The 20346-nt window shown below is 64.0% G+C and carries 17 protein-coding genes and 3 pseudogenes; 8 read left to right on the top strand and 12 right to left on the bottom strand.

What is annotated here, in order from left to right; genetic code table 11:
- Position 1: 1 nt before the first annotated feature.
- The 6 genes and pseudogenes from ACQ86E_RS23680 to ACQ86E_RS23655 form a co-directional block, all read right to left on the bottom strand.
- Positions 2–1390 carry a hypothetical protein gene (locus tag ACQ86E_RS23680; RefSeq protein WP_431202037.1) on the bottom strand — a complete coding sequence of 463 codons (1389 nt, stop codon included), beginning with the start codon at positions 1388–1390 and terminating at the stop codon, positions 2–4.
- Positions 1391–1606: 216 nt separating this feature from the next.
- Positions 1607–2451, bottom strand: a pseudogene (locus ACQ86E_RS23675) (ABC transporter ATP-binding protein).
- Between the two features lie 120 nt (positions 2452–2571).
- Positions 2572–3564, bottom strand: a complete 993-nt coding sequence (locus tag ACQ86E_RS23670) for an ABC transporter substrate-binding protein (protein WP_431202036.1) — start codon at positions 3562–3564, stop codon at positions 2572–2574.
- 51 nt (positions 3565–3615) lie between these two features.
- On the bottom strand, positions 3616–4425 hold the full coding sequence (locus tag ACQ86E_RS23665; RefSeq protein ID WP_431202035.1) for an ABC transporter permease: 810 nt from the start codon (positions 4423–4425) through the stop codon (positions 3616–3618).
- 292 nt (positions 4426–4717) lie between these two features.
- The gene (locus tag ACQ86E_RS23660; protein ID WP_431206546.1) at positions 4718–5377 is read right to left on the bottom strand and encodes a TetR/AcrR family transcriptional regulator; all 660 of its coding nucleotides are present in this window, start codon (positions 5375–5377) and stop codon (positions 4718–4720) included.
- 206 nt (positions 5378–5583) lie between these two features.
- Positions 5584–6432, bottom strand: a complete 849-nt coding sequence (locus ACQ86E_RS23655; protein WP_431202034.1) for a VOC family protein — start codon at positions 6430–6432, stop codon at positions 5584–5586.
- 226 nt (positions 6433–6658) lie between these two features.
- On the opposite strand from ACQ86E_RS23655, the gene ACQ86E_RS23650 reads away from it, so the two are divergent.
- Together ACQ86E_RS23650 and rbsK are read left to right on the top strand one after the other, a co-directional pair.
- Positions 6659–7552 carry a sugar kinase gene (locus tag ACQ86E_RS23650; RefSeq protein ID WP_431202033.1) on the top strand — a complete coding sequence of 298 codons (894 nt, stop codon included), beginning with the start codon at positions 6659–6661 and terminating at the stop codon, positions 7550–7552.
- 18 nt (positions 7553–7570) lie between these two features.
- On the top strand, positions 7571–8488 hold the full coding sequence (gene rbsK / locus ACQ86E_RS23645) for a ribokinase (protein ID WP_431202032.1): 918 nt from the start codon (positions 7571–7573) through the stop codon (positions 8486–8488).
- On the opposite strand, the gene ACQ86E_RS23640 is transcribed toward rbsK, so the two are convergent.
- A complete protein-coding gene (locus ACQ86E_RS23640) occupies positions 8489–9709 on the bottom strand; it encodes an NAD(P)/FAD-dependent oxidoreductase (RefSeq protein WP_431202031.1) in 1221 nt (406 codons plus the stop codon).
- Positions 9710–9964: 255 nt separating this feature from the next.
- On the opposite strand from ACQ86E_RS23640, the gene ACQ86E_RS23635 reads away from it, so the two are divergent.
- The 3 genes and pseudogenes from ACQ86E_RS23635 (at position 9965) to ACQ86E_RS23625 (ending at position 11338) form a co-directional block, all read left to right on the top strand.
- Entirely contained in the window at positions 9965–10759 is a 795-nt protein-coding gene (locus ACQ86E_RS23635) for an enoyl-CoA hydratase/isomerase family protein (RefSeq protein WP_431202030.1), read from the top strand.
- A pseudogene (locus tag ACQ86E_RS23630) lies at positions 10756–10950 on the top strand (histidine phosphatase family protein); the annotation flags it as partial. The gene ACQ86E_RS23635 and the pseudogene ACQ86E_RS23630, both read left to right, overlap by 4 nt.
- Before the next feature lie 52 nt (positions 10951–11002).
- The gene (locus tag ACQ86E_RS23625) at positions 11003–11338 is read left to right on the top strand and encodes a histidine phosphatase family protein (RefSeq protein WP_431202029.1); all 336 of its coding nucleotides are present in this window, start codon (positions 11003–11005) and stop codon (positions 11336–11338) included.
- A gap of 33 nt (positions 11339–11371) precedes the next feature.
- Here the strand turns inward: ACQ86E_RS23625 and ACQ86E_RS23620 are convergent, their stop codons facing one another.
- The 4 genes from ACQ86E_RS23620 to ACQ86E_RS23605 form a co-directional block, all read right to left on the bottom strand.
- Positions 11372–12712, bottom strand: a complete 1341-nt coding sequence (locus ACQ86E_RS23620; protein ID WP_431202028.1) for a TRAP transporter large permease — start codon at positions 12710–12712, stop codon at positions 11372–11374.
- Complete coding sequence (locus tag ACQ86E_RS23615) at positions 12709–13287, bottom strand: TRAP transporter small permease (protein ID WP_431202027.1); 579 nt, start codon at positions 13285–13287, stop codon at positions 12709–12711. Before ACQ86E_RS23615 ends, ACQ86E_RS23620 begins: the two co-directional genes overlap by 4 nt.
- 174 nt (positions 13288–13461) lie before the next feature.
- Entirely contained in the window at positions 13462–14457 is a 996-nt protein-coding gene (locus ACQ86E_RS23610) for a TRAP transporter substrate-binding protein (protein ID WP_431202026.1), read from the bottom strand.
- A 60-nt stretch (positions 14458–14517) separates the two neighbouring features.
- A complete protein-coding gene (locus ACQ86E_RS23605) occupies positions 14518–16236 on the bottom strand; it encodes an IlvD/Edd family dehydratase (RefSeq protein ID WP_431206545.1) in 1719 nt (572 codons plus the stop codon).
- Between the two features lie 170 nt (positions 16237–16406).
- Here ACQ86E_RS23605 and ACQ86E_RS23600 point away from each other — a divergent pair, with 170 nt between their 5' ends.
- Both ACQ86E_RS23600 and ACQ86E_RS23595 read left to right on the top strand, forming a co-directional pair.
- Positions 16407–17105 carry a GntR family transcriptional regulator gene (locus ACQ86E_RS23600; protein WP_431202025.1) on the top strand — a complete coding sequence of 233 codons (699 nt, stop codon included), beginning with the start codon at positions 16407–16409 and terminating at the stop codon, positions 17103–17105.
- Between the two features lie 199 nt (positions 17106–17304).
- Positions 17305–18288, top strand: coding sequence for a hypothetical protein (locus tag ACQ86E_RS23595; RefSeq protein WP_431206544.1), 984 nt, complete (start codon positions 17305–17307; stop codon positions 18286–18288).
- An 84-nt stretch (positions 18289–18372) separates the two neighbouring features.
- On the opposite strand, the gene ACQ86E_RS23590 is transcribed toward ACQ86E_RS23595, so the two are convergent.
- Positions 18373–19197: an NAD-dependent epimerase/dehydratase family protein gene (locus ACQ86E_RS23590; protein ID WP_431202024.1), complete on the bottom strand. Its 825-nt coding sequence runs from the start codon at positions 19195–19197 to the stop codon at positions 18373–18375.
- Between the two features lie 89 nt (positions 19198–19286).
- On the opposite strand from ACQ86E_RS23590, the pseudogene ACQ86E_RS23585 reads away from it, so the two are divergent.
- Positions 19287–20257 (top strand): annotated as a pseudogene (locus tag ACQ86E_RS23585) (SMP-30/gluconolactonase/LRE family protein); the annotation flags it as partial.
- Between the last annotated feature and the right edge of the window lie 89 nt (positions 20258–20346).

Below are 20346 nucleotides of genomic sequence, written 5' to 3'. Positions count from 1 at the left end.
ATTACTCCCAAAGTGATGTTGGCTGTTCGAGCGGGCGCAATGCCGACCAGTCCGGATGGACAGACGTCGCAAAGCCCGCAGCGTAAAGCGATCCCGTCAGGAGATCGCCGTTGTGAATGGAGAGGCGGATGCCCTGCCCCGCATCGGCATAGAGATCGGGATGCGCGGCCGCGAAGGCCTGCGCCTCGGCGGCGGGCGTCTCGCCGAAACCGTCGACATAGTGATGGCCGTTCCGTTCAGCGTGGGTGATGCCGATGAAGGCGCCGAGCGCGAGATCCTGCTGTACGGCAAGGCCGGCCTGGCAGGTCAGGTCCTCGCCGGTGACGAAGAACCGCGCGCCGCCCGCGCTCCATTTCGCCGCCCGCGTCGCGTTGACGATGGACTTGTAGAGCCCTTTGCACGACTTCGAGGAGATACCGTGATAGCCAAGCGCCCGCGCCGCCGGGAACGCATCGTAGGAGTCGTCGGCTTCGTCGATGATGAAGCCGCGCGCAGCCAGCGAGCCGAGCGGGGATTGCCGGGTGATGTCGCGCGGCATCGGCTGCTCGACATAGAGCAGACGTGATGAGATTGGTTGCAGCGCGGAATCACGGTCGAGCCGATCCATCAGAGCTTGCAGAGCGGCAAGATCGGCGTACTGCTCGTTCGCATCGAGCGTCACCTGGGTGTCGCGTCCGAGCCTATCGAGCTCCTTGCCGATGCGCGCCAGCCGTGCAGCGTCGGCGGCCGGATCGCCCGAAAGCTTCAGCTTGAAATAATTCGCACCGGCGTTCTCACGCGCATCTGCAACACCGCCCTCGCCTTCGACGGTATCGTCGAGGCCGACCGTATGCCTGATCGCAACGCGCGACAGCGGCCTTCGATCGGCCAGAAACTGCGCGATGTCCGCGTCCTTCAGATCGGGCGACAGCCGGGCATCGATGCCGGCGACATTCCCGGCCATGCCGTCGAAGAAGCTGGTCTCGGTTGCTCGCAGCAACGCGTCCAGGATCGCCTTGTCGATCTCGGCCGGACCGTAAGCCGCGGCAAGCGCCGGAATATTCTTCTTCGCGCAGGTCGCGACCTGAGCGCCGATACACGACGCATGCAAATCAAACGCCGTCAGGAACCCGGTCCGCGCCAGATAGAGCCCGCGCGCGATCTCAAGCGACCGCCGCAACCCGTCGACCGTCTGGGCCGGCGACAATTCTGGTCGTTTGTCGAACCATTTCGGCACCAGCAACTCGGCGCTGGCGCCGACCACAAGTCCTCTGCCCTCCACCTCGATCTCGACCCGCACGAACAGTTGCGGCGTCGCGTTGATGGTGACGGCGCCAAAGCGGAACGGCCGCGCGAACTGCACGGGCCGTTCGAAGAAGGCAATGTCTCGCAGCTTCAGGCGGGGCGGCATGGTGCTACAACAACACGAGCTAAATTTGATGCGACCGGTATGGCCGCGGGCGACTCGCCTCTCCCGCTTGCGGGAGAGGTCGGCGCGTAGCGCCGGGTGAGGGTTTTCTCCTCTTGGGGGTTCTCGCGAGTGGAGACACCCTCTCCCCAACCCTCCCCGCAAGCGGGGGAGGGAGCGCACCAGCTTGGTGGTCGCGAGAAACGTATCCCATCGCCTCTAGTCCAGTGCCCCTTGCGAGAAGAAGTGCTTGCGGATGCGTTGCACGAGCTCGGTGAAGATGGGATCGGCCATGACGTCGAGCGAACGCGGGCGTGGCAGCGGCACGTCGTAGATCGCTGCGACCGCACCGGGACGCTCGGTCATGACCAGCACGCGGTCGGCGAGGAACACAGCCTCGGGAATCGAATGCGTGATCAGGAGCACGGTCTTCTTCGTTTCGCGCTGGATCCGCATCAGCTCGACATTCATGCGCTCGCGCGTCAGCGCGTCGAGCGCGCCGAACGGCTCGTCCATCAGCATGATCCTGGGATCATGCACCAGCGCGCGGCAGATCGAGGCGCGCTGCTGCATGCCGCCGGAGAGCTGCCAGGGCAGCTTCTTCTCGAAGCCTTCGAGCCCGACCATCTTCAACAGCGCCTTGGCGCGTTCGAGATATGTCTGCCGCGGCAGCCGCTTCATATCGATCGGCAGCATGACATTGGACAGAATGTTGCGCCAAGGCAGCAGCAATGCGTTCTGGAACACGATGCCGACATTGCCGTGCGGCGTCGTCACCTTCTCGCCCTCGACCAAAATTTCACCGGCGGTCGGCGGCAACAACCCGAGATCAGCTTGAGCAGGGTTGACTTGCCGCAGCCGCTTGGGCCGACCACGACGAAGAACTCGCCGTCGTTGATGTGAAAATCCAGCGGCCGCAGCGACGGCACATCGCCGTCGCGCGTCCTGTAGGTCTTCGACACGCCGGATAGCTTGATGCCCGACGCATCGCCAGCAGCCCGGTCGCTCACCAGTCGCAGATGCGCGGCGGACTGTTCTTCTGGATTGGCCTTCTTCGGAATCATTCAGTCACATCCAATCGAACTCAGATGGTCCGCACCGTCATTGCGAGGAGCGAAGCGACGAAGCCTCTTTCCGCAGAAGCAGCCTGGATTGCTTCGCTTCGCTCGCAATGACGGAGACGCTCACGAGCCACTCTTGGGCAGATAGTCGTTGGTATAGAACGCCTTCGGGTCGGCCTTGGCCTTGGCGTCCAGCCCGCCATATTCGACCATCAGATTGACGCTGTCGGTCATGTTCTGGTCGGTGACCTGGAACGGCCGCTTCCCCTTGGTCTCGGGCGTCCGGTACAGCGGAATGGTCAGCTCAAAGCCCTGCGTCAGCGTGTCGATCTTGCCTCCCTTGGGATTGGCATCGAGGATCGACTGCGCCGCCGCCTTCGGCTCCTTCTCGGCGGCTTCGACCGCTTTGGTCGTCGCCGACATGAAGCGGCGGACGAGGTCGGCGTTGGCCTTCACATAGTCGGTATTGGCGATGATGCCCGAGGAGACCATGTTGATGCCGTAGTCGGCGAACTTGATCGGGAACACGTCCTTGCCGGTGGCGTCCTTGATCTTCATCGACTGGTCCATGACGTAGCCGAGCAGGAGATCGGCCTGGCCATTGATGACCGCGTTGAGCTTGGTCTGGCCATCACCGGCGACGGTCTGGAAATCACTTTCCTTCAGTCCGGTCTTCTTCAGGAACAGCGGCCAGATCTGTGTCATGGAGTCCGCAGGCGTGATCGCCACCGTCTTGCCCTTGATGTCCTCCGGCTTCCTGATGTTCTTGTCGGCAAAGCCCATCGCGGACATCGGGCTGGTCTGCAGCAGCACGCCGGTCGCGACCACGGGCGCACCCTTGATCGCGGCGCGCATCATGGTGGGAACGTCGACATAGCCGAAATCGGCGGTCTTGGCGGCGACGGCCTGCGTGGTCGCAGCCGAGCCGCGGCCTTCCTGTATCTCGAGGTCGATGCCTTCGGCTGCATAAATGCCCTTGGCCTTGCCGTAGTAGAACGGCGCGTGCTCGCCATAGACGTACCAGTTCAGCATCAACACGACCTTGTCGGCCGCCTGCGTCGGCATGGCCGCAAACACCAGCAGTGCCGCTGCGACAGCTCCAATCAATCGCTTCATCGTTTCTCTCCCTTGCCCTTGTTGCGTCGGCCGTTGGTGGCCGTTCGTTCGTTAAGAGGCGAAAATCACGTCTTCACGCTGGCTGACGTGCCAGGGAATGACCAGCTTCTCGATCCGGTCCACGATCCAGAACAGGATCACGCCGAGCAGCGCCAGGATCACCAGCGCTGCGAACATTGTCGGCAGATCAAAAGTTCCGATCGAGCGCTGCATCACATAGCCGATGCCGGAATTGGAGCCGACGAACTCGCCGACGACGGCGCCGACCACGGCGAGCGTCACCGACACCTTGAGGCCGGAGAAGATCGCGGGCAGCGCATGCGGCAGGTTCACCGCACAAAACACCTGGAAGCGGCTGCCCTGCATGGCGCGGGCGAGATCGACCATATCGGGGTCAACGGACTTGAAGCCCTGCACGGCCGAGACCACCACCGGGAAGAAGCCGAGCAGGAACGCCGAAATCACCTTTGGAATGATGCCGAAGCCGAACCAGACCACGAACAACGGTGCGATCGCGATCTTCGGCACCGATTGGGAAAACACCAGCAGCGGATAGACATAGCTCTCCACTGTCCTCGACCCCGCGATCAGCATGGCGACGGGAATGCCGAACAGCGCGGAGAGCGCGAAGCCGCAGACGGTCGCATAGGTCGTCGGCCAGGACTGGCGCAGCAGTTCCGGCCAGTCGGTCCACAGCACCGCGACGACGTCGGCCGGCGCCGGGATCTGGTAGGCGGGAATTTTGAACAGCCGGATCGCGAGATCCCAGGCCACGACGATGAAGACCAGGAACAAAAACGGCCGGATCCATGCCGCATTCAGCATCCTGGATACCGCACCTTGCGGCTTCACTTCAGCCACGTCTCACTCCCGGCATTCTTGTTCTTCGGGAGAGAAATTAACCCGTTGGATAAATACTGTCTAGTGGTTTCCCTGTGACGTTTTGTGCCGGTTCCAGAGAGTTCCGGGTGATGGTGATGAATTGCACTACTCGTCCTCACAATCGGTGTCGTCCTGGCGAACGCCAGGACCCATCACCCCAGGGAGGAGTTTGGCGAAGGCTGGTCGTTCGGGACTAGCGCCGCGGACAATCGATGGATCACGCGGTATGGGTCCCGGCGTTCGCCGGGACGACGATGGGAAATATCTCGCCCTAGACCGTCTGCGCCACCGCGCTGCGCGACTTGGGCAGCTTCGCGATCTCCAGCAGCGCCGCCGACCGCCCCGTCAACGCAGCCAGCACCAGGCCGGCCATGTGCGCCAGACGCTCGTCCTTGGCTTTCTTATCCAGGAGGTCGCGGCCGAAGATCACGCTGAGCGTGGCCGAGTTGGACAGGTAGAAGAAGCTGAGCGCCGCGATCGAGATGTAGAGCTGGACCGGATCGACCGCGACCTGGAAGTCGCCGCTCTCGACGCCGCGTCGTACCACGGCGCGGATCATCTCGACGAAGGGCGAGTGCATCGACTTGACCTTGGTCGAGCGCTTCAAATGCTTTGCGCGCACGAGATTCTCGGTCTGGAGCAGCGACAGGAATTCCGGGTTGCGAAGAAAGTAGCCCCAGGTGAACTCGATCAGCCGGCGGATCGCCTCGGGCGGATCGAGATGCTCGAGGTCGAGCCCCCGCTCCTCGCTGCGGATCTTGTCGTAGGCGCCTTCGAGCACGGCGAGATAGAGTTCGTCCTTGTTGCCGACGTGATAATACAGCATGCGCTTGTTGGCGCCGGCCTTGGCGGCGATGCGATCGACCCGCGCGCCCGCGAGCCCGTGGGTCGAAAACTCCTGCTTGGCGGCTTCGAGAATCCGCAGCCGCATCCCCTCGGGGTCACGCTGCCATTTCAGAGTTCGCTTTGCCGTTGCCTTTGCCAATCGAGCGCTCGCTGGGTGCTGGTAACAAGCATCTATCACGCGGGCGCTGTCATTGCGAGGAGCCCTTGCGACGAAGCAATCCAGTCTGCCACCGCGGAAAAGACCCTGGATTGCTTCGCTGTGCTCGCAATGACGGGTGGAGGGACTTGCGTTTAATCCACCGGCTTCGGCGAGCGCTCCAGCAGCACGGTCTGGATGCCGCAGGTGCCGCTCCGCACCGTCATGATCCGCGTGCCCGGCTTGCGGCCGTTGCGTACCTCGGTGACGTCGAGGCCTGCGGCGATCAGGCGGGCACGGGTGGCGTCGATGTCCGCGACGCGCCAGCTCAGGCCCCAGAGGCGGTCATGCAGGGAATCGCCGCCTGCCACCGGACGGCGCACCACCTCGACGATGAGGTCGCCGCAGCGGAAGAACATCAGCTGGCCCCAGTCATGGTGGGAGCGGTCGAGCGCGAGATCGAGCCCGAGCCGCGCGCCATAGAGCGCGGCGGCGCGATCGGAATCCTCGGTGGTGATCACGACGTGATCGAGCGCGTCGATCGGCGCGATGTCGGTTACGGCCGACTTGGGGCGCTCGTCGGCAAGTTCGAGGAAGAACATGCGCACGCCGCGCGTCAGCTCGGTGGCAGCACGCGTGCGCTTCCAGTGGAGCACCGCGCCGGATTCGGCATCGCTGCTTTCGACCTCGGTGACCGGGTCCGGCTTCAAGGCCACCCGGTCCAGGCGCCGGTGCATCCTGCCCATGTCCGCGACACGAAAGCACAGGCTCGCGAGCACGCCTTCCTGGTCGTCGAGCAGCGCGCGCATGCGGTCGGCGGTGACGCTGAAGCCGCTCGGCGCCATCAACTCGATCGTCGTGTTCTCGAGGGTGAACAGCACGCGGTCGGCGCCCTCGCCGGAATTCTGCCATGCGGGCGCGCGCCCAAGCAGCGTCTGATAGGCCGCCCTGGCCGCACCGATATCCCTGACCAGAGCGACGACGTGATCGAGGCCGGTGATCATGTTCCCCTCCATCCAAAGGGCCGGAACCGAAACGCCCTTGAAAAACTCTAGGGGTCGCTGGCTCCCCCAGGGCGCAACGCTGGCCCAGCCACGGTCGTATTCCGGCCCCTGATCGACCTCAAGCGCCTATCGTCATGGGATCGCGAATATTTTTGGCGTTCCTCCTGCCGAAGCGGTGCTAAGGTAAGTGGCCGGCCGGGACCACCCAGCGCATCACGGACAACCAATGCAGGCTCTCTTTATCGGACAGACCTATATCGACGTCGTCTTCATCACCGACCACATGCCGAGCGGCGACGAGAAGCACGTGGCGACCGACTACGCGGTCTCTTTCGGAGGCAATGCGGTTACGGCGGCGTTCTGCTGCGCCAAGCTCGGGATCGTGCCCGACCTGATCGCCACGGCGGCCAATGACTGGCTGGGACGCATGTTCATGGACATGTGCGCGAAGTACGGAATCTCGCTGCATGGGCGGAAGGTGAATCAGTCGTCGCTGTCCTTCATCATGCCCAAGGACGGCAAGCGGGCCATCGTCCGCTGCCGCGACGACGATCACATTCACCCCTTCCCGATGCTCAATCTCGGCGGCTGCCGCGTGCTGCATGTCGACGGCCATCAGCCGGATGCCGCGCTCCACTATGCCAAGGTCTGCCGCGAGGCCGGCATTTTGACTTCGCTCGACGGCGGCGGCCTCCGCACCAACACGCATGAGCTGCTTGAATTCATCGACGTTGCCATCGTCGCCGAGCGGCTGTGCGAGCAGATGGACCTGACGCCGGAGAAGATGCTCGACTATCTCAAGGGCCGCGGCTGCAAGATCGGCGGCATCACCATGGGGGAGAAGGGCCTGCTCTGGTACAACGAAACCGGCGCGGTCGAGACCATGCCGGCGATGCCGATCCCGCGCGAGCGCGTGATCGACACCAACGGCGCCGGCGACGTCTTCCACGGCGCCTATGTCTATTCCTACCTCGCCCATCCCGGCAAAAGCTGGCGTGAGCATTTTGATTTCGCCCGCGCCGCCTCGACCTTCAAGATCCAGCGGCTTGGCAACGAGGCCGGCCTGCCGACCCTTGTGGACATCGCCAAAGTCAGGCACGAGTTCGAAGTCAGGGTCTAGGCTTCGCAAGGGTGGGTCATGGGGCGCGTCTTCGTCGCCGGCAGCATCAACATGGATGTGGTGGCGACCGCCGATCGCCACCCGAAAGTCGGCGAGACCGTCGCAGGCAAGCAGGTGCTGTATTTTCCGGGCGGCAAGGGAGCGAACCAGGCCGTGGCCGCGTCGCGACTCGGCGCGCAGACCACGCTGATCGGCCGGCTGGGCAAGGATTCGCTCGGCGCTGAACTGAAAGCCTTCCTTGGCGATCAGGGCATCGATCTCGGCTATCTCCAGGAGACGGCCGAGGCGCATACCGGGACCGCCATCATTACGGTGGCCGCCTCCGACAACACCATCGTCGTCATTCCCGGCAGCAATGCGCTGGTCAGCGCCGACGACGTCCGTGTCGTCCCGCTGCTGAAGGGCGACGTTGCGGTCAGCCAGTTCGAAATTCCGCTGCCGACGATTGCCGCGTTCTTCCAGCGGGCGCGCGAGGCGGGCGCCACCACGTTGCTCAATCCGGCACCGGCGCAGACAATGTCGCGCGAGATGCTCGCGCTCGTCGACGTCCTCGTGCTGAACGAGACCGAACTCGGCTTCCTCGCCGGTGTGGAGCTTTCGGAGGACGATAGCGCTGCGCGTATCATCGAGGTGGCGCGACAGCTTCGGGCGCGCGCGGACCAGACCCTCTGCATCACGCTCGGCAAGCGCGGGGTGCTGGCGCTGGCTGCCAGCGAGGAATTTGCCGTGCCCGGCCGCGCGGTGAAGGCGGTCGATACCACCGGCGCCGGCGATTGTTTCGTCGGCGCGCTCGCGGCGCAGCTGGCTGATGGAGTTGCCTTGCGCGCTGCCCTCGCCTTCGCCAATGCCGCCGCCTCGATCTCGGTGCAGCGGATGGGCGCGGGGCCGTCGATGCCGACGGCTGCGGAAGTGGCGGCGGTTCTCAACGCAGGCTGATCACGCCAGCGCGCTCTTCAGGTCGAAGCTTTCGTCCGCGGCCTGCTCCGGCGTGATCGAGCGGTCCATGGCCTGCAACCGGCGGCCGAACATGTGCTCGCCGGCACGGTTGACGGACTCGATGCCGAGCAACTTGTCGCCCTTGTAGCAGAACGCCGAGAACGCCTTTTTGGCCGGATCGCCGCGCAGCACGACGCGGTCGTAGCCGGTGGTGAGGCCTGCCATCTGGAGCTTGTCGTCGCCCTGGTCGCTCCAGAACCAGGGATGGCCGTCATAGGGCTTCTTGTCGCCCGTCAGCCGCGCCGCGAGGCACCGGGCGTGGTCGGTGGCGTTCTGCACCGATTCCAACCGCAGCGATCCGCCGAAGCGCGGGCTGGCGAACAGCGCGCAATCGCCGATCGCGGAAATGTCGGGATCAGCCGTCGCAAGATATTCGTCGACGATGATGCCGGCCGCGACGGCAAGCCCCGCCTCGGCCGCAAGCTCGATGTTCGGCAGCACGCCGACCCCGACCACGACGAGATCGGCGGGCAGATGCCGGCCGTCGCTCAGGGAGACGCCGGTGACTTTTTCACCTTCGGCCTCGATGGAGGTCGCCTGCACGCCGAGGTGGATGCGGATGCCGGCTTCGCGATGCCGTTGCTGGAAGTATTCCGAGACCTCCGCCGTCACCGCGCGCGCCATCACGCGCGGGGCGAGCTCGAGCACGTCGACCTCGAGCCCCTTGATGCGCGCGGTGGCGGCGAATTCGAGGCCGATGAAACCGGCGCCGATCACCACCACCCGGGTCTTCGACGGCATGATCTGGCGCAGCGCCTCGCTCTCGTCGAGAATGCGTAAGTATTTCACGTCGGGCAGATTGGCGTTGGGCAGGTCCAGCAGCCGGTTGCGCGCGCCCGTCGCCAGGATCAGGTGGCCGTAGGGCAGCGCCTCGCCCGAGGCGAGCAGCACCTTGCGCGCCGAACGGTCAATCGACACGGCACGGCCCGCGATCAGCTCGATGGCCTGGTCGTGGTAGAATTTCTCCGGCCGGAACATCAGGCTCTCAGGCCCGGCCGAGCCCTTGATGTAAGCCTTGGACAGCGGCGGCCGTTGATACGGCAGATGCGCCTCGTCGTTGATCAGGCAGATGCGCTCCGAAAAACCTGCCTGGCGCAGCGATGCAGCGACCTGGTAGCCACCATGGCCGGCACCGACAATGATCACCGGACTGTCCGTCATCGGAACAGCCCACTTCTGGAGACACGAGCGTGACCCATGTCGTCTCCTCTCGTACTGATTTCGGCTTGCTTGCCCAAGAGGAGCCGGCGCTCGTGTCCGTCCCTTGGCGAAGGCGTGCTATTTGAGCCCATCGTTCCGCCCTGCGCAAGAGTGGTGCGCGGGGCACCGGCGGCCAGGGCACTGTCGGCCGGGGATTGTCACCCCTCGCCATCTGCGATTTAGTTGCAGCAACGACCTCATGCCGGGGATTCCAGAATGACTGCTCCCGTTTCCCAACCCGATGATCCCGCCCTGCTCCGGATCGAGGGGCTGATCGCGACCATCACCCTCAACCGCCCCGCGGCGTTCAACTCGATCAACCTGGACATCGCGCAGAAACTCGAGCAACTCGCGGCCTATATCGAAGGCGACGACGCCATCAGGGTCGTCATCATCGAGGGCGAGGGCCGCGCCTTCTCGGCCGGCGGCGATCTGCAGACGATCGGCGCTGCCGCCGAAGCCAATACGGTGACGCCGGTGGTCGGCGAGCTCTTGAAGCACTATCATGCCTTCATCGAGATCATCCGGCGCATGCCGAAGATCTCCTTGTCGAGCGTGCACGGTTCGGCGGCCGGCGCCGGCATGGGCCTCGCCTTCGTCACCGATCTCTGCATCGCCGCGGAAGATGCCAGATTCACGCCGGCCTATGCCAAGATCGGCGTGTCACCGGATGGCGGCTCCACCGTCGGCATCGTGAGCACGGTCGGCTCCCGCCGCGCGCTGCATATCTTTCTGGCCGAGGACAATTTTACCGCGCAGCAGGCCCATGAATGGGGACTGGTCGCGAAGATCGTTCCCGCGACCGAATTGAAGGCGGCCACGCGAAAACTCGCCGAGCGGCTGGCGCAGAATCCGCCGGCGGCGATCGCCGGCACCAAGTCGCTGGTCTATGCGGCCGCCACGACGCCGGTAAAGCAGCAGCTCGACGCGGAGGAGCACAAGATCATCATGGCGATGAACACGGAGGAATTTCGCGTCGCCGTGAAGAAGTTCACGAGCAAGGGCAAGTGAACGCGATCGCGCCCTCGCGCTCGTTCTGCGGCCTGCGCCACGGAGCGACCGACTGGAATCGCGAGGGGCGCTTCCAGGGCCGGACCGACAACCCGCTGAACGCGGACGGTTTGAGGCAAGCGCGCGAGGCCGCGGAGGCATTGCGCGGGACCGGCATCAGCCGGATCGTCTCAAGCCCGCTGATGCGCGCTGCGCGAACGGCAGAGATCATCGCGGACGCGATATCGGTGCCGCTCACGATCGATGAGCAGAATCATCGAGTTCGATTTCGGCAGCTTCGAGGGTCTTCCCGTCCACGACCTCATGATCCAGCACGGCGTCAAATCGGCGACGGGCCTCGTCTCGATCCTGCCCGCCGATGGCGAGAACTGGGGCGCCATGACCGAGCGGTCGCTGGCTTGCGTCTCCAACTGGCTCGACCGTCATCCTGACGACGAGGTCCTGTTCGTCTGCCACGACGCCGTGATGCAGGGGATGGCGAACGCGCTGTGCGGCAGCTATTTCAAGAACAGCCACGGAACCCCGTTTCGCTACACCCGCGAAGATGCGCAATGGCGCGTCGAGCAGCTCGTCACTTGAGACGATCACTCGATCGAGATCACTTGATCAAGATCATTTGGGACAGATGTAGCCCGTTCCCGCCGGCGACTTGAAGCAACCGACCGATTCCGGAAGCACTTTCTGCGGCAGCCACAGCACCACGCTCGGGAAGTATATTGCGAACGCGATCGTCCCAAGGAATACCAGATAGATCGGCAACGCCGCGCGTAGCGCCTTGGCAAAACTGACGCCGACGAATTTCGAGGCCATCAGCAGCACCAGGCCGTAAGGCGGCGTGATCAGACCGAAGGCGAGCGTCGCGATCAGCACGACGCCCATGTGCACGGCGTTGATGTCCCCGGCCTCGGTGAGCGTATTCACCAGCGGCATGAAGATGATGATGGTCGGCACCGGTTCGATGAAGTCGCCGACCACGGTGAACAGCAGCACCATCAGCAGCATGATCAGATGCGGATCGTTGCCGGCCATCGAAGTGATCACATCGGCGATGTAACTGGCGCCGCGCAGATAAGCGAGCATCCAGCCGAACGCATTGGCGGCGCCAATCGTGATCAGGGGCAGCGAGAAGATCAGCCCGGCGAGGCAGAAGTCGTACGGGATTTTCCTGATATGCCCCCGGTTGAGCGCGGGGATCACCACCAGGATGATCCAGACCACGGCGACGACGCCGGCTTCCGTCGGCGTGAACCAGCCGGTCAGAATGCCGCCGAGCAGGATCACGGGGATCATCAGCGGCAGGGCGGCATCGCCCGCGGCGAACACCACCTGCCGCAGCGGCGCGCGCGGCTTGCGCAGTCCAGAGGGGCCGAAGAAGTAACAGTAGATCATCAGGCCGAAGCCGATCATCAGGCCCGGCACCACGCCGGCCATGAACAGGCCGGCGATCGAGACGTTGCCGACGGCGCCATAGACCACAGCCGTGATGCTGGGCGGCACAAGCGCCGCGATGGTCGAGGCCGATGCGATGATGGCGGCGATGAAGGCGGGCTCATAGCCCTCCCGCTTCATCGGGCCGCCGAGCGCGCGGCTCATCACGGCGACGTCGGCCGTGGTCGAGCCGGACATCTCCGAGAAGAACATGCTGAAGACGACGACGACCTGCGACAGCCCGCCCCTGATGTGTCCAACCAGCGACACCGACAGATTGGCTATTCGCACCACCACATTGGCCGAGCTCATCAGCTCTCCGACCAGCAGGAAGAACGGGATCGCCAGCAGCGCCTCGGAATCGACGCCGTCAAAAATTTTCTGGATGATGGCGGCCAGCGAGACATCGGACAGAAGGGCGCCGATGAACACGCCGGCCATCAGCGAGAACGGCACGGGCACGCCGAGATAGCCGAACGACAGGAAGCAGATCGTCATCAGTGTCAGGACAACGGGTGCACTCACGGCTGCGCCCTCAACTGTGCTTCGGTGACGACCGGCGCGTCGTCCACTTCCGGCGGCTCGGGATGGTCAAAACCGTTGCGCAGGCCGTTGACGAGCTGCTCGATGGTGAAGAGGCCAACCAGCACGCCCGACAGCGGGATGATTGCGTAGAGCGAGGCGATCGGCGTGCCCGACGGCAGGCGGAAACTGCCGAAGCCGCGCAGATAGTTCTGGTAGCCATACCAGATCAGGCAGAAGGCGACGCCGAGGACCACGAGGCGGATGATCATTTCGACGATCAGCCGCGGCGTGCCATGCATCGCCTCGGAGATCGCAGTGAGGTAGAGATGATCGTTGCGCCGGGTTGCAGCCGCCGTTCCGACGAAGATCGCATAGATGAACAGCGTCGAGGTGACCTCCTGCAGCCACAGCCAGGGATGGCCGATGGTGCGGGTGACGATGTCAGCGGCCACCGACAGCGAGAAGCCGAAGCAGAGCACGCCGCACAGGATCATCAGCGCAACCTCGAGCCAGTCGAGCCAGCGCCATTTCAGGTGCCGCTGGCGCTGAACGAGCAGTTTGTCGGCGATCGGCATTGTTGCTCCCAGCTGCGAGTTGGCTTCACCTCTCCCGCTTGCGGGAGAGGTCGCGGAGCGAAGCGACGCGGGTGAGGGTTCTTTCCTTTGGGGCAATGTCCCATTGCGGAGACACCCACTCCCCACCCCTCTCCCGCAGGCGGGAGAGGGAGCGCACCGCCGTCCCGTCTCACATCAATTGATCGACCGGATCAGGTTCTTGATCTTCTCGGCGTGCGGGCCGAGCTCCTTGGCGAGCTTGTCGAGATAGGGATCGGCGACGGCCGCAAAACTCTTCTTGTCGACGTTGTCGACGACCTTGACGCCCATCTTCTTCAGCTTCTCGGCCGCGGCCCGCTCCAGGTCGAACGCCTTCGCCGGTTCCTTCGTGCTGATCTCGTTGGCCGCGGTCTGCACCCAGCCCTTCTGCTCGGCCGAGAGACTCTGCCAGAGCTTGTCGGAAATAAACACCAGCGCGTTGTTGGCTTCGTGCTCGGTGATGTTCAGGACCGGGGCAACCTCGTAGTGCTTGTTGACGAGGTAGACGTTGATGCTGTTCTCGGCGACGTCGACGACGCCGGTTTGCAGTGACGTGTAGACGCTGCCGAACGGCATGTGCACGGTCTGGGCGCCATAGGCCGGGAACATGGTGTCCTCCGTCGCGGTCGCCTGCACGCGGATCTTCAGGCCCTTGATGTCGCCGACATTGTGGATCTCGCGCTTGGAGTACATGTGGCGCACGCCCTGCGAGCCCGTCGCGATCACATGCAGGCCCTGCGTCGTCTCGTCGATCATGGTCTTGAGTGCTTCGAACACTTTGGGATCGGCGAGGCCCTTGACCACGTGATTTTCGTCGCGGAACAGATAATGCAGCGACATCACGCCGGCCTGCGGCGAGATCGTCGCGGTATTGGCCGAGGAGATGATCGAGAACTCGACGTCACCGGCCTTGACGAGCTGGAGCACCTGCGGCTCCTGCCCGAGCTGCGCGCCGGGATATTGGTCGATGATCATGGTGCCTTTGCTCAATTCCTTGAGCTTGTCGGCAAAGAGGTCACCCGCGATGGAATAGCCGGTGTTGCGCGGCTGGTCATAGGCGAAGCGATAATGCTTCACCTCCTGTGCCCCGGCTCCCGTGACGAAAAGTACGGCGGCAACAGCCACCAACCCACGCATGGATCGTGCAATCATCGTTTCCCCCTGTTTTATCGCCGGCCGCTTGTGCGGTCTCGGCGCTCGTTCGCGCGTTGATCAGCCCGTTTCGGTCTTCTTCCCAGTTCTCTGCATGAAATCGAAATCGCAGCCCTCGTCGGCCTGCATGATGGTCTCATTGAACAGCCAGGCGTAGCCGCGACGCGCCTCGTCGGGCGCGGCGGCCGGCTTCAAGGCGGCGCGGCGCCGTTCGAGCTCGGCAGCATCGACCAGAAGCTCGATACTGCGCCTGGCAACGTCGAGCTGAATCATGTCGCCGTTCTTCACCAGCGCCAGCGGCCCGCCAACGGCGGATTCCGGGGTGATGTGCAGAACGATGGTGCCGAACGCGGTGCCGCTCATGCGCGCATCGGAAATGCGCACCATGTCCTTGGTGCCGCCGCGCGCGAGCTTCTTCGGGATCGGCAGATAGCCCGCCTCGGGCATGCCCGGCGCGCCCTTTGGGCCGGCATTGCGCAGCACCAGCACGTCGTCGGCGGTGACGTCGAGATCGGGATCGTCGACCCGCAAGGTCATGTCCTCGACGGATTCGAACACCACGGCCCGGCCGGTGTGGTTCAGCAGCTTCGGGCTCGCGGCGGATTGCTTGATGACCGCGCCGCGCGGCGCGAGGTTGCCGTGCAGGACGGCAAGGCCGCCCTCCTTCTTGATCGGATTGTCGCGCGGGCGAATCGCGTCCTGGCCAGGCACATCTTCTGCGTTGGCGACGACATCGCGCAGCGTTTGGCCTGAAATGGTTTTCGCATCGAGATCGACGAGATCGCCGAGCTGTGCCAGCAATTTCGGCACGCCGCCAGCGTGGTGGAAGTGCTCCATGTAATGTTCGCCGGACGGCTTCAGATCGACCAGCACCGGCACTTCGCGGCCGATATGATCGAACACGCCGAGATCGAGCCGGTGGGGCGAGCGATGCGCCATCGCCGTCAAATGGATCAGGCCGTTGGTCGAGCCACCGATCGCCTGCAGCACGACCTGCGCATTTTTGAAGGAGGCCGGCGTCAGCACCTCACTCGGCTTCGGCCCCTTGGTCTTGGCCATCTCGGCCGCGACCCGGCCGCTTGCCTCGGCGAGGCGGAAGCGTTCGGCATGCGGCGCCGGGATCGTCGCGCTCATCGGCAGCGACAGGCCCATGGCTTCGATCATGCAGGCCATGGTCGAGGCCGTGCCCATCACCATGCAGGTGCCGACCGACGGCGCAAGACGGCCGTTCACCGCTTCGATCTCGGTATCGTCCATTTCGCCGGCGCGGTACTTGCCCCAGAGACGACGGCAATCGGTGCAGGCGCCCAGCACCTCGCCCTTGTGATGGCCGACCACCATGGGACCCACGGGGATGACCACGGTCGGCAAATCGGCGCTGATCGCGGCCATGACTTGCGCAGGAAGCGTCTTGTCGCAGCCGCCGATCACGATCACCGAATCCATCGGCTGCGCCCGGATCATCTCCTCGGTGTCCATCGCCATGAGATTGCGCAGATACATCGAGGTCGGATGCGCAAAGCTCTCGGCGATCGAGATGGTCGGGAACACGAACGGCATCGCGCCCGACAGCATCACGCCGCGCTTGGCGGCTTCGATGATCTGCGGGACGTTGCCGTGACAGGGATTGTAATCGCTATAGGTGTTGGTGATGCCGACGATCGGGCGCTCCAGCGCGTCGTCGGAATAGCCCATGGCCTTGATGAACGCCTTGCGCAGGAACAGCGAGAAGCCGGCATCGCCATAGCTCGTCAGACCCTTGCGCAAACCACTCGTCATCATGCCACTCCTTGCTTGCCATTGTGGTACAGCCTGCCCCTCGATTGTCAATAAGATTGGACCATATTGTCGCGGCTGGCGCTCACAGGCCCGCCGGCGCCATGAATTATTGACAATCCGTCCCTTCCCTGCTCCACAGGAGGGACCGGCCGAAGCCGGAGGCTGAGGGCATGTCGGACATTCGCACCGCTGAGGCAATGCCGGTCCGGCGCGATGATCCGGACGACGTCGTCGCGCGGCTGGAAGAAGACATCATCTTCGGCCGCCTCGCGCCGGGCGCGCGCCTGACCGAGGACGCGCTGATGTCGGCTTACGGCACCTCGCGCCATTTCGTGCGGCAGGCGCTGGTGGACGCCGAGCGCCGCGGCATCGTCCGCCGCGAGAAGAACGTCGGCGCCACGGTGCGGTTCTACTCGGCCGATGAGGTCCGGCAGATCTACGAGGTCCGCGAGATGTTGACCCGGCAGGCTGCGCTGATGGTCCCCCTGCCCGCACCGCAAGCCTTGATCGACGAGCTGACCGCTCTTCAGTCGCAGTATTGCGCGAAGGCGGATGTGCGAGACCTGCGCGGCATTCACGAGACCAACGACGCTTTCCACGTCGCGCTGTTCGCCGCCTGCGGCAATCCCTATCTGGTGCGCTCGCTGCAGGACTACATGAACCTGACACTGCCGATGCGCGCCAAGAACCTCGCCGACCGCGATGGGCTCGCGCAATCGCGACGCCAGCATGGACTGATGATCGAGCTGTTGAAGGGCCGCGACAGCTGGGCGCTGGCGCAGCTGTGTGTGGACCACATGCAGTTCAGCAAGAAGGACTATCTGGCGCGGATAGCGGGTGATGAGGCGGAGCGCCAGTCAGTCCCTTAGACCGCCGGCGGGTTGGCGCGAGCGAACATCTGCCGTTCCAGCCGGCCCCCTCGGTATGGGGTTCCCCCCGCGACATTAGAACGCAACTAAGAATGACTAGCAACAATTGCAGCCCTTGAAGTTCCATGGGATCATTTTGCGAATGACTTGCAGTCGCACTTTAGTCCACCGTCTTCAGAAGGTGTCTCGATTCGTGCTCATGGATTTGTTCGAGTCCGGAAAATGGCGTTTCTCGCGTGCCGCGGTGGCGGTAACGATCGCGGCCGGTCATTTGGCGGGCTGCGTCTCGGCCTTCGCCGGCGACAAGCCAAGGGGGTCGGCATACGCCCCCTCCCGGACCGTGTTGAGCCCCGGCATCTCCAAGCCACCGCTTGGGCTGCCGGCGGATCACGCCGACATCGACACAGAGCACATTTTTGGTTTCAGCATGGGCTCCGACATCGGCAAGCCCGGTGAAATCGAGGTCGAGTTCGAGAATGTCGGCGCGTTCGGCAAGCGCTCCGGCAGCTACGCAGCCTTGGCCAATCTCAATCAGGTCAAGTACACGGTCTCGGACAATTTCCGGATCGCGCCTGGATTTTCGTTGAGCGGACAGCGCATTCGAGGCGTCCCCGGACTTGCGGATCATCAGGACGTCGCGTTCAGCGGCGCTGCACTTGAACTGCGCTACAAGCTGGTTGACCGCGCCGTCGCCCCGTTCGGGCTGACCCTCCACGCGCAGCCCGGCTGGAGCCGGATCGACGACGCCAGTGGGATGCCTATCGCGCAATATGGCGCAGAGTTTGCCGCGCTGTTCGATCGTGAGTTGATCAAGGACAGGCTGTTTGCGGCCTTCAACGTCTGGTACGGGACCGGCGGAACGCGCGAGGTCGCGACCGATCTGTGGCGACACGATTCCGAGATGCAGTTGCAGGCAGCGCTCTCATATGCCGTCCGGCCTGAGCTCGTGTTCGGCCTCGGCGTTCGCTACGCGCGGGCCTATGACGGTGGCGCGCTCAACCGCTTTGCAGGCGACGCGATCTTCGCCGGGCCGACCTTCTCTTACGCCATCTCAAAAGAGATCGGCATCTCCGGCACCTGGCAGATGCAGGTTGCGGGCAGCGCCGTCGGAGACAACCGAAGCCTCAACCTCGACCAGTTCGAACGCCACCAGGCTCTGCTGCGCCTCAACCTGCATTTTTGATGTCGGGCCCCGTTGCGGCTCGGGCTGGCGGCCACGTTGTTTGTGGCGCGACAAAATCATGAATGGCCGCCATGACGGCAAACGCTACCGCTTGGTCCAGTCGATAATCCGGCTCGCATCACCATCGAACTCGAGGCTGGCGAACGAGCCGCCCTGGTAGTGATCGCCGATCGGATCCGGCTTCAGCTTGGCCTGCTCGGCCATCGCATGCGCGACGTGATCCTCGGAGCGGCCCGTCGGGCGATAACCGAACGCGTAGGCGCGACTGTTGTCCCACCAGGCGCGCTCGTTCAGGGACACGCCGTAGAACACCTCGAAATGAATGTCGGGATGCTCGAGGCCGATCTGGCAGAGCTGCACCAGATCTTCCGGCTTCAGCCACATCGCGATGCGGCGGTGATCGAGCGGACGCTCGTCGCAATTGCCGATGCGGATGCAGGTGACCTTCAGCCCGTGCTTGTCGGCATAGAGCGAACCGACCGCTTCGCCGAACACCTTGCTGACGCCGTAGCGCCCGTCGGGGCGCACGGTGACGTCGGTGCCGATCTTGTGGTGGCGCGGATAGAAGCCGACGACGTGATTGGACGACGCGAACACCACGCGCTTGACGCCCTTGCGGTAGGCGGCCTCGAACAGATTGTAGCCGCCGATGATGTTGGCCTGGAGGATGTCGTCCCACGGGCCTTCGACCGAATAGCCGCCGAAATGCAGGATACCGTCGACGCCCTCGCAGAGGGCTTCGCACTGCGCGAGGTCGGACAGGTCCGCCGCCTTGAACTGCTCTTTGGGGCCGAGGTCCTTGGGCTCGCGGATGTCGGAGAGGAGCAGGTCGGGATAAATCGGCGGCAGCAATTTGCGCAGGCGCGTTCCGATTCCGCCCGAAGCTCCCGTCATCAAGATGCGCGGCATGTCTTCCCTCGTCGCTGGTGACCGATTTGCCGTCACGTGTCTCTAATGATAGCAGCATTGTCCAGAGGGAACGAAACGAGAGAACCGACATGAATGAGGCATCGTCCCACACCCAGGAGCCGTCAGGCTGGCGGCCGGCGAGCTACTATCCCGATCCAGCCATTCACGCGCTCGATCCCCGCTTCGAAAGATACTGGCTGAAACTGTCGGCGGTGGAGCGACTGACCACCGGCCTGCGCTGGGCCGAGGGTCCTGTGTGGTTCGGCGACGGGCGCTATCTCTTGTGCAGCGACATCCCGAACCAGCGCATCATCAAATGGGAGGAGGAGACCGGCGCGGTCTCGGTGTTCCGCAAGCCCTCCAATTTCGCCAATGGCAACACGCGCGATCGGCAGGGCCGTCTCGTCACCTGCGAGCATGGCGGGCGCTGCGTGACCCGCACCGAATATGACGGCAGCATCACCGTGCTGATGGACTCCTTCGGCGGCAAGAAGCTCAACTCACCGAACGACGTCGTGGTGAAATCCGACGGCACGATCTGGTTCACCGATCCGACCTTCGGCCTGCTCGGCAATTACGAGGGCTACAAGGCCGAATCCGAGATCGAGCCGAACGTCTACCGGTTCGATCCCGCGACCGGCAAGGCGAGCATCGTCGCCGAAGGCGTGCTCGGTCCCAACGGGCTGTGCTTCTCACCCGATGAAAAATTCTGTACGTCGTGGAATCCCGCGGCGTGCCGAACCGGAAAATCCTCGCCTATGACGTTTCGCCTGACGGCACCACGATCTCCAACAAGCGCGTCCACATCGACGCCGGCCCCGGCACGCCGGACGGCATGCGCTGCGACATCGACGGCAATCTCTGGTGCGGCTGGGGCATGGGCGATCCCGAGCTCGACGGCGTCGTGGTATTCGCGCCCGACGGCGTCATGATCGGCCGCATCGCGCTGCCCGAACGCTGCGCCAATCTCTGCTTCGGCGGCGTCAAGCGCAACCGCCTGTTCATGGCGGCGAGCCAGTCGATCTACGCGCTGTATGTGAACACGCAGGGCGCGGTGGGGGATAGTTTCTCCGCGCCGGCCCGTAGCCCGGATGGAGCGAAGCGTAATCCGGGGTCCGGTCCCGCATTCCGCTGCGCTCCATGCGGGCT

The organism is Bradyrhizobium betae (genome assembly GCF_050632175.1).
GTDB classification, from domain to species: Bacteria; Pseudomonadota; Alphaproteobacteria; order Rhizobiales; family Xanthobacteraceae; genus Bradyrhizobium; species Bradyrhizobium betae_B.
The sequence above is the reverse complement of the archived record's forward strand: the minus strand, read 5'-3'. Positions and strand labels throughout refer to the sequence as shown.

Bases quoted from the DNA above. Each gene is read 5' to 3' on its own strand.
- ACQ86E_RS23680 (WP_431202037.1), bottom strand. From the start codon at position 1,390: ATGCCGCCCCGCCTGAAGCTGCGAGACATTGCCTTCTTCGAACGGCCC.
- ACQ86E_RS23670 (WP_431202036.1), bottom strand. From the start codon at position 3,564: ATGAAGCGATTGATTGGAGCTGTCGCAGCGGCACTGCTGGTGTTTGCG.
- ACQ86E_RS23660 (WP_431206546.1), bottom strand. From the start codon at position 5,377: ATGCGGCTGCGGATTCTCGAAGCCGCCAAGCAGGAGTTTTCGACCCAC.
- ACQ86E_RS23655 (WP_431202034.1), bottom strand. From the start codon at position 6,432: ATGATCACCGGCCTCGATCACGTCGTCGCTCTGGTCAGGGATATCGGT.
- ACQ86E_RS23650 (WP_431202033.1), top strand. From the start codon at position 6,659: ATGCAGGCTCTCTTTATCGGACAGACCTATATCGACGTCGTCTTCATC.
- rbsK (WP_431202032.1), top strand. From the start codon at position 7,571: ATGGGGCGCGTCTTCGTCGCCGGCAGCATCAACATGGATGTGGTGGCG.
- ACQ86E_RS23640 (WP_431202031.1), bottom strand. From the start codon at position 9,709: ATGACGGACAGTCCGGTGATCATTGTCGGTGCCGGCCATGGTGGCTAC.
- ACQ86E_RS23635 (WP_431202030.1), top strand. From the start codon at position 9,965: ATGACTGCTCCCGTTTCCCAACCCGATGATCCCGCCCTGCTCCGGATC.
- ACQ86E_RS23625 (WP_431202029.1), top strand. From the start codon at position 11,003: ATGAGCAGAATCATCGAGTTCGATTTCGGCAGCTTCGAGGGTCTTCCC.
- ACQ86E_RS23615 (WP_431202027.1), bottom strand. From the start codon at position 13,287: ATGCCGATCGCCGACAAACTGCTCGTTCAGCGCCAGCGGCACCTGAAA.
- ACQ86E_RS23610 (WP_431202026.1), bottom strand. From the start codon at position 14,457: ATGATTGCACGATCCATGCGTGGGTTGGTGGCTGTTGCCGCCGTACTT.
- ACQ86E_RS23605 (WP_431206545.1), bottom strand. From the start codon at position 16,236: ATGACGAGTGGTTTGCGCAAGGGTCTGACGAGCTATGGCGATGCCGGC.
- ACQ86E_RS23600 (WP_431202025.1), top strand. From the start codon at position 16,407: ATGTCGGACATTCGCACCGCTGAGGCAATGCCGGTCCGGCGCGATGAT.
- ACQ86E_RS23595 (WP_431206544.1), top strand. From the start codon at position 17,305: ATGGATTTGTTCGAGTCCGGAAAATGGCGTTTCTCGCGTGCCGCGGTG.
- ACQ86E_RS23590 (WP_431202024.1), bottom strand. From the start codon at position 19,197: ATGCCGCGCATCTTGATGACGGGAGCTTCGGGCGGAATCGGAACGCGC.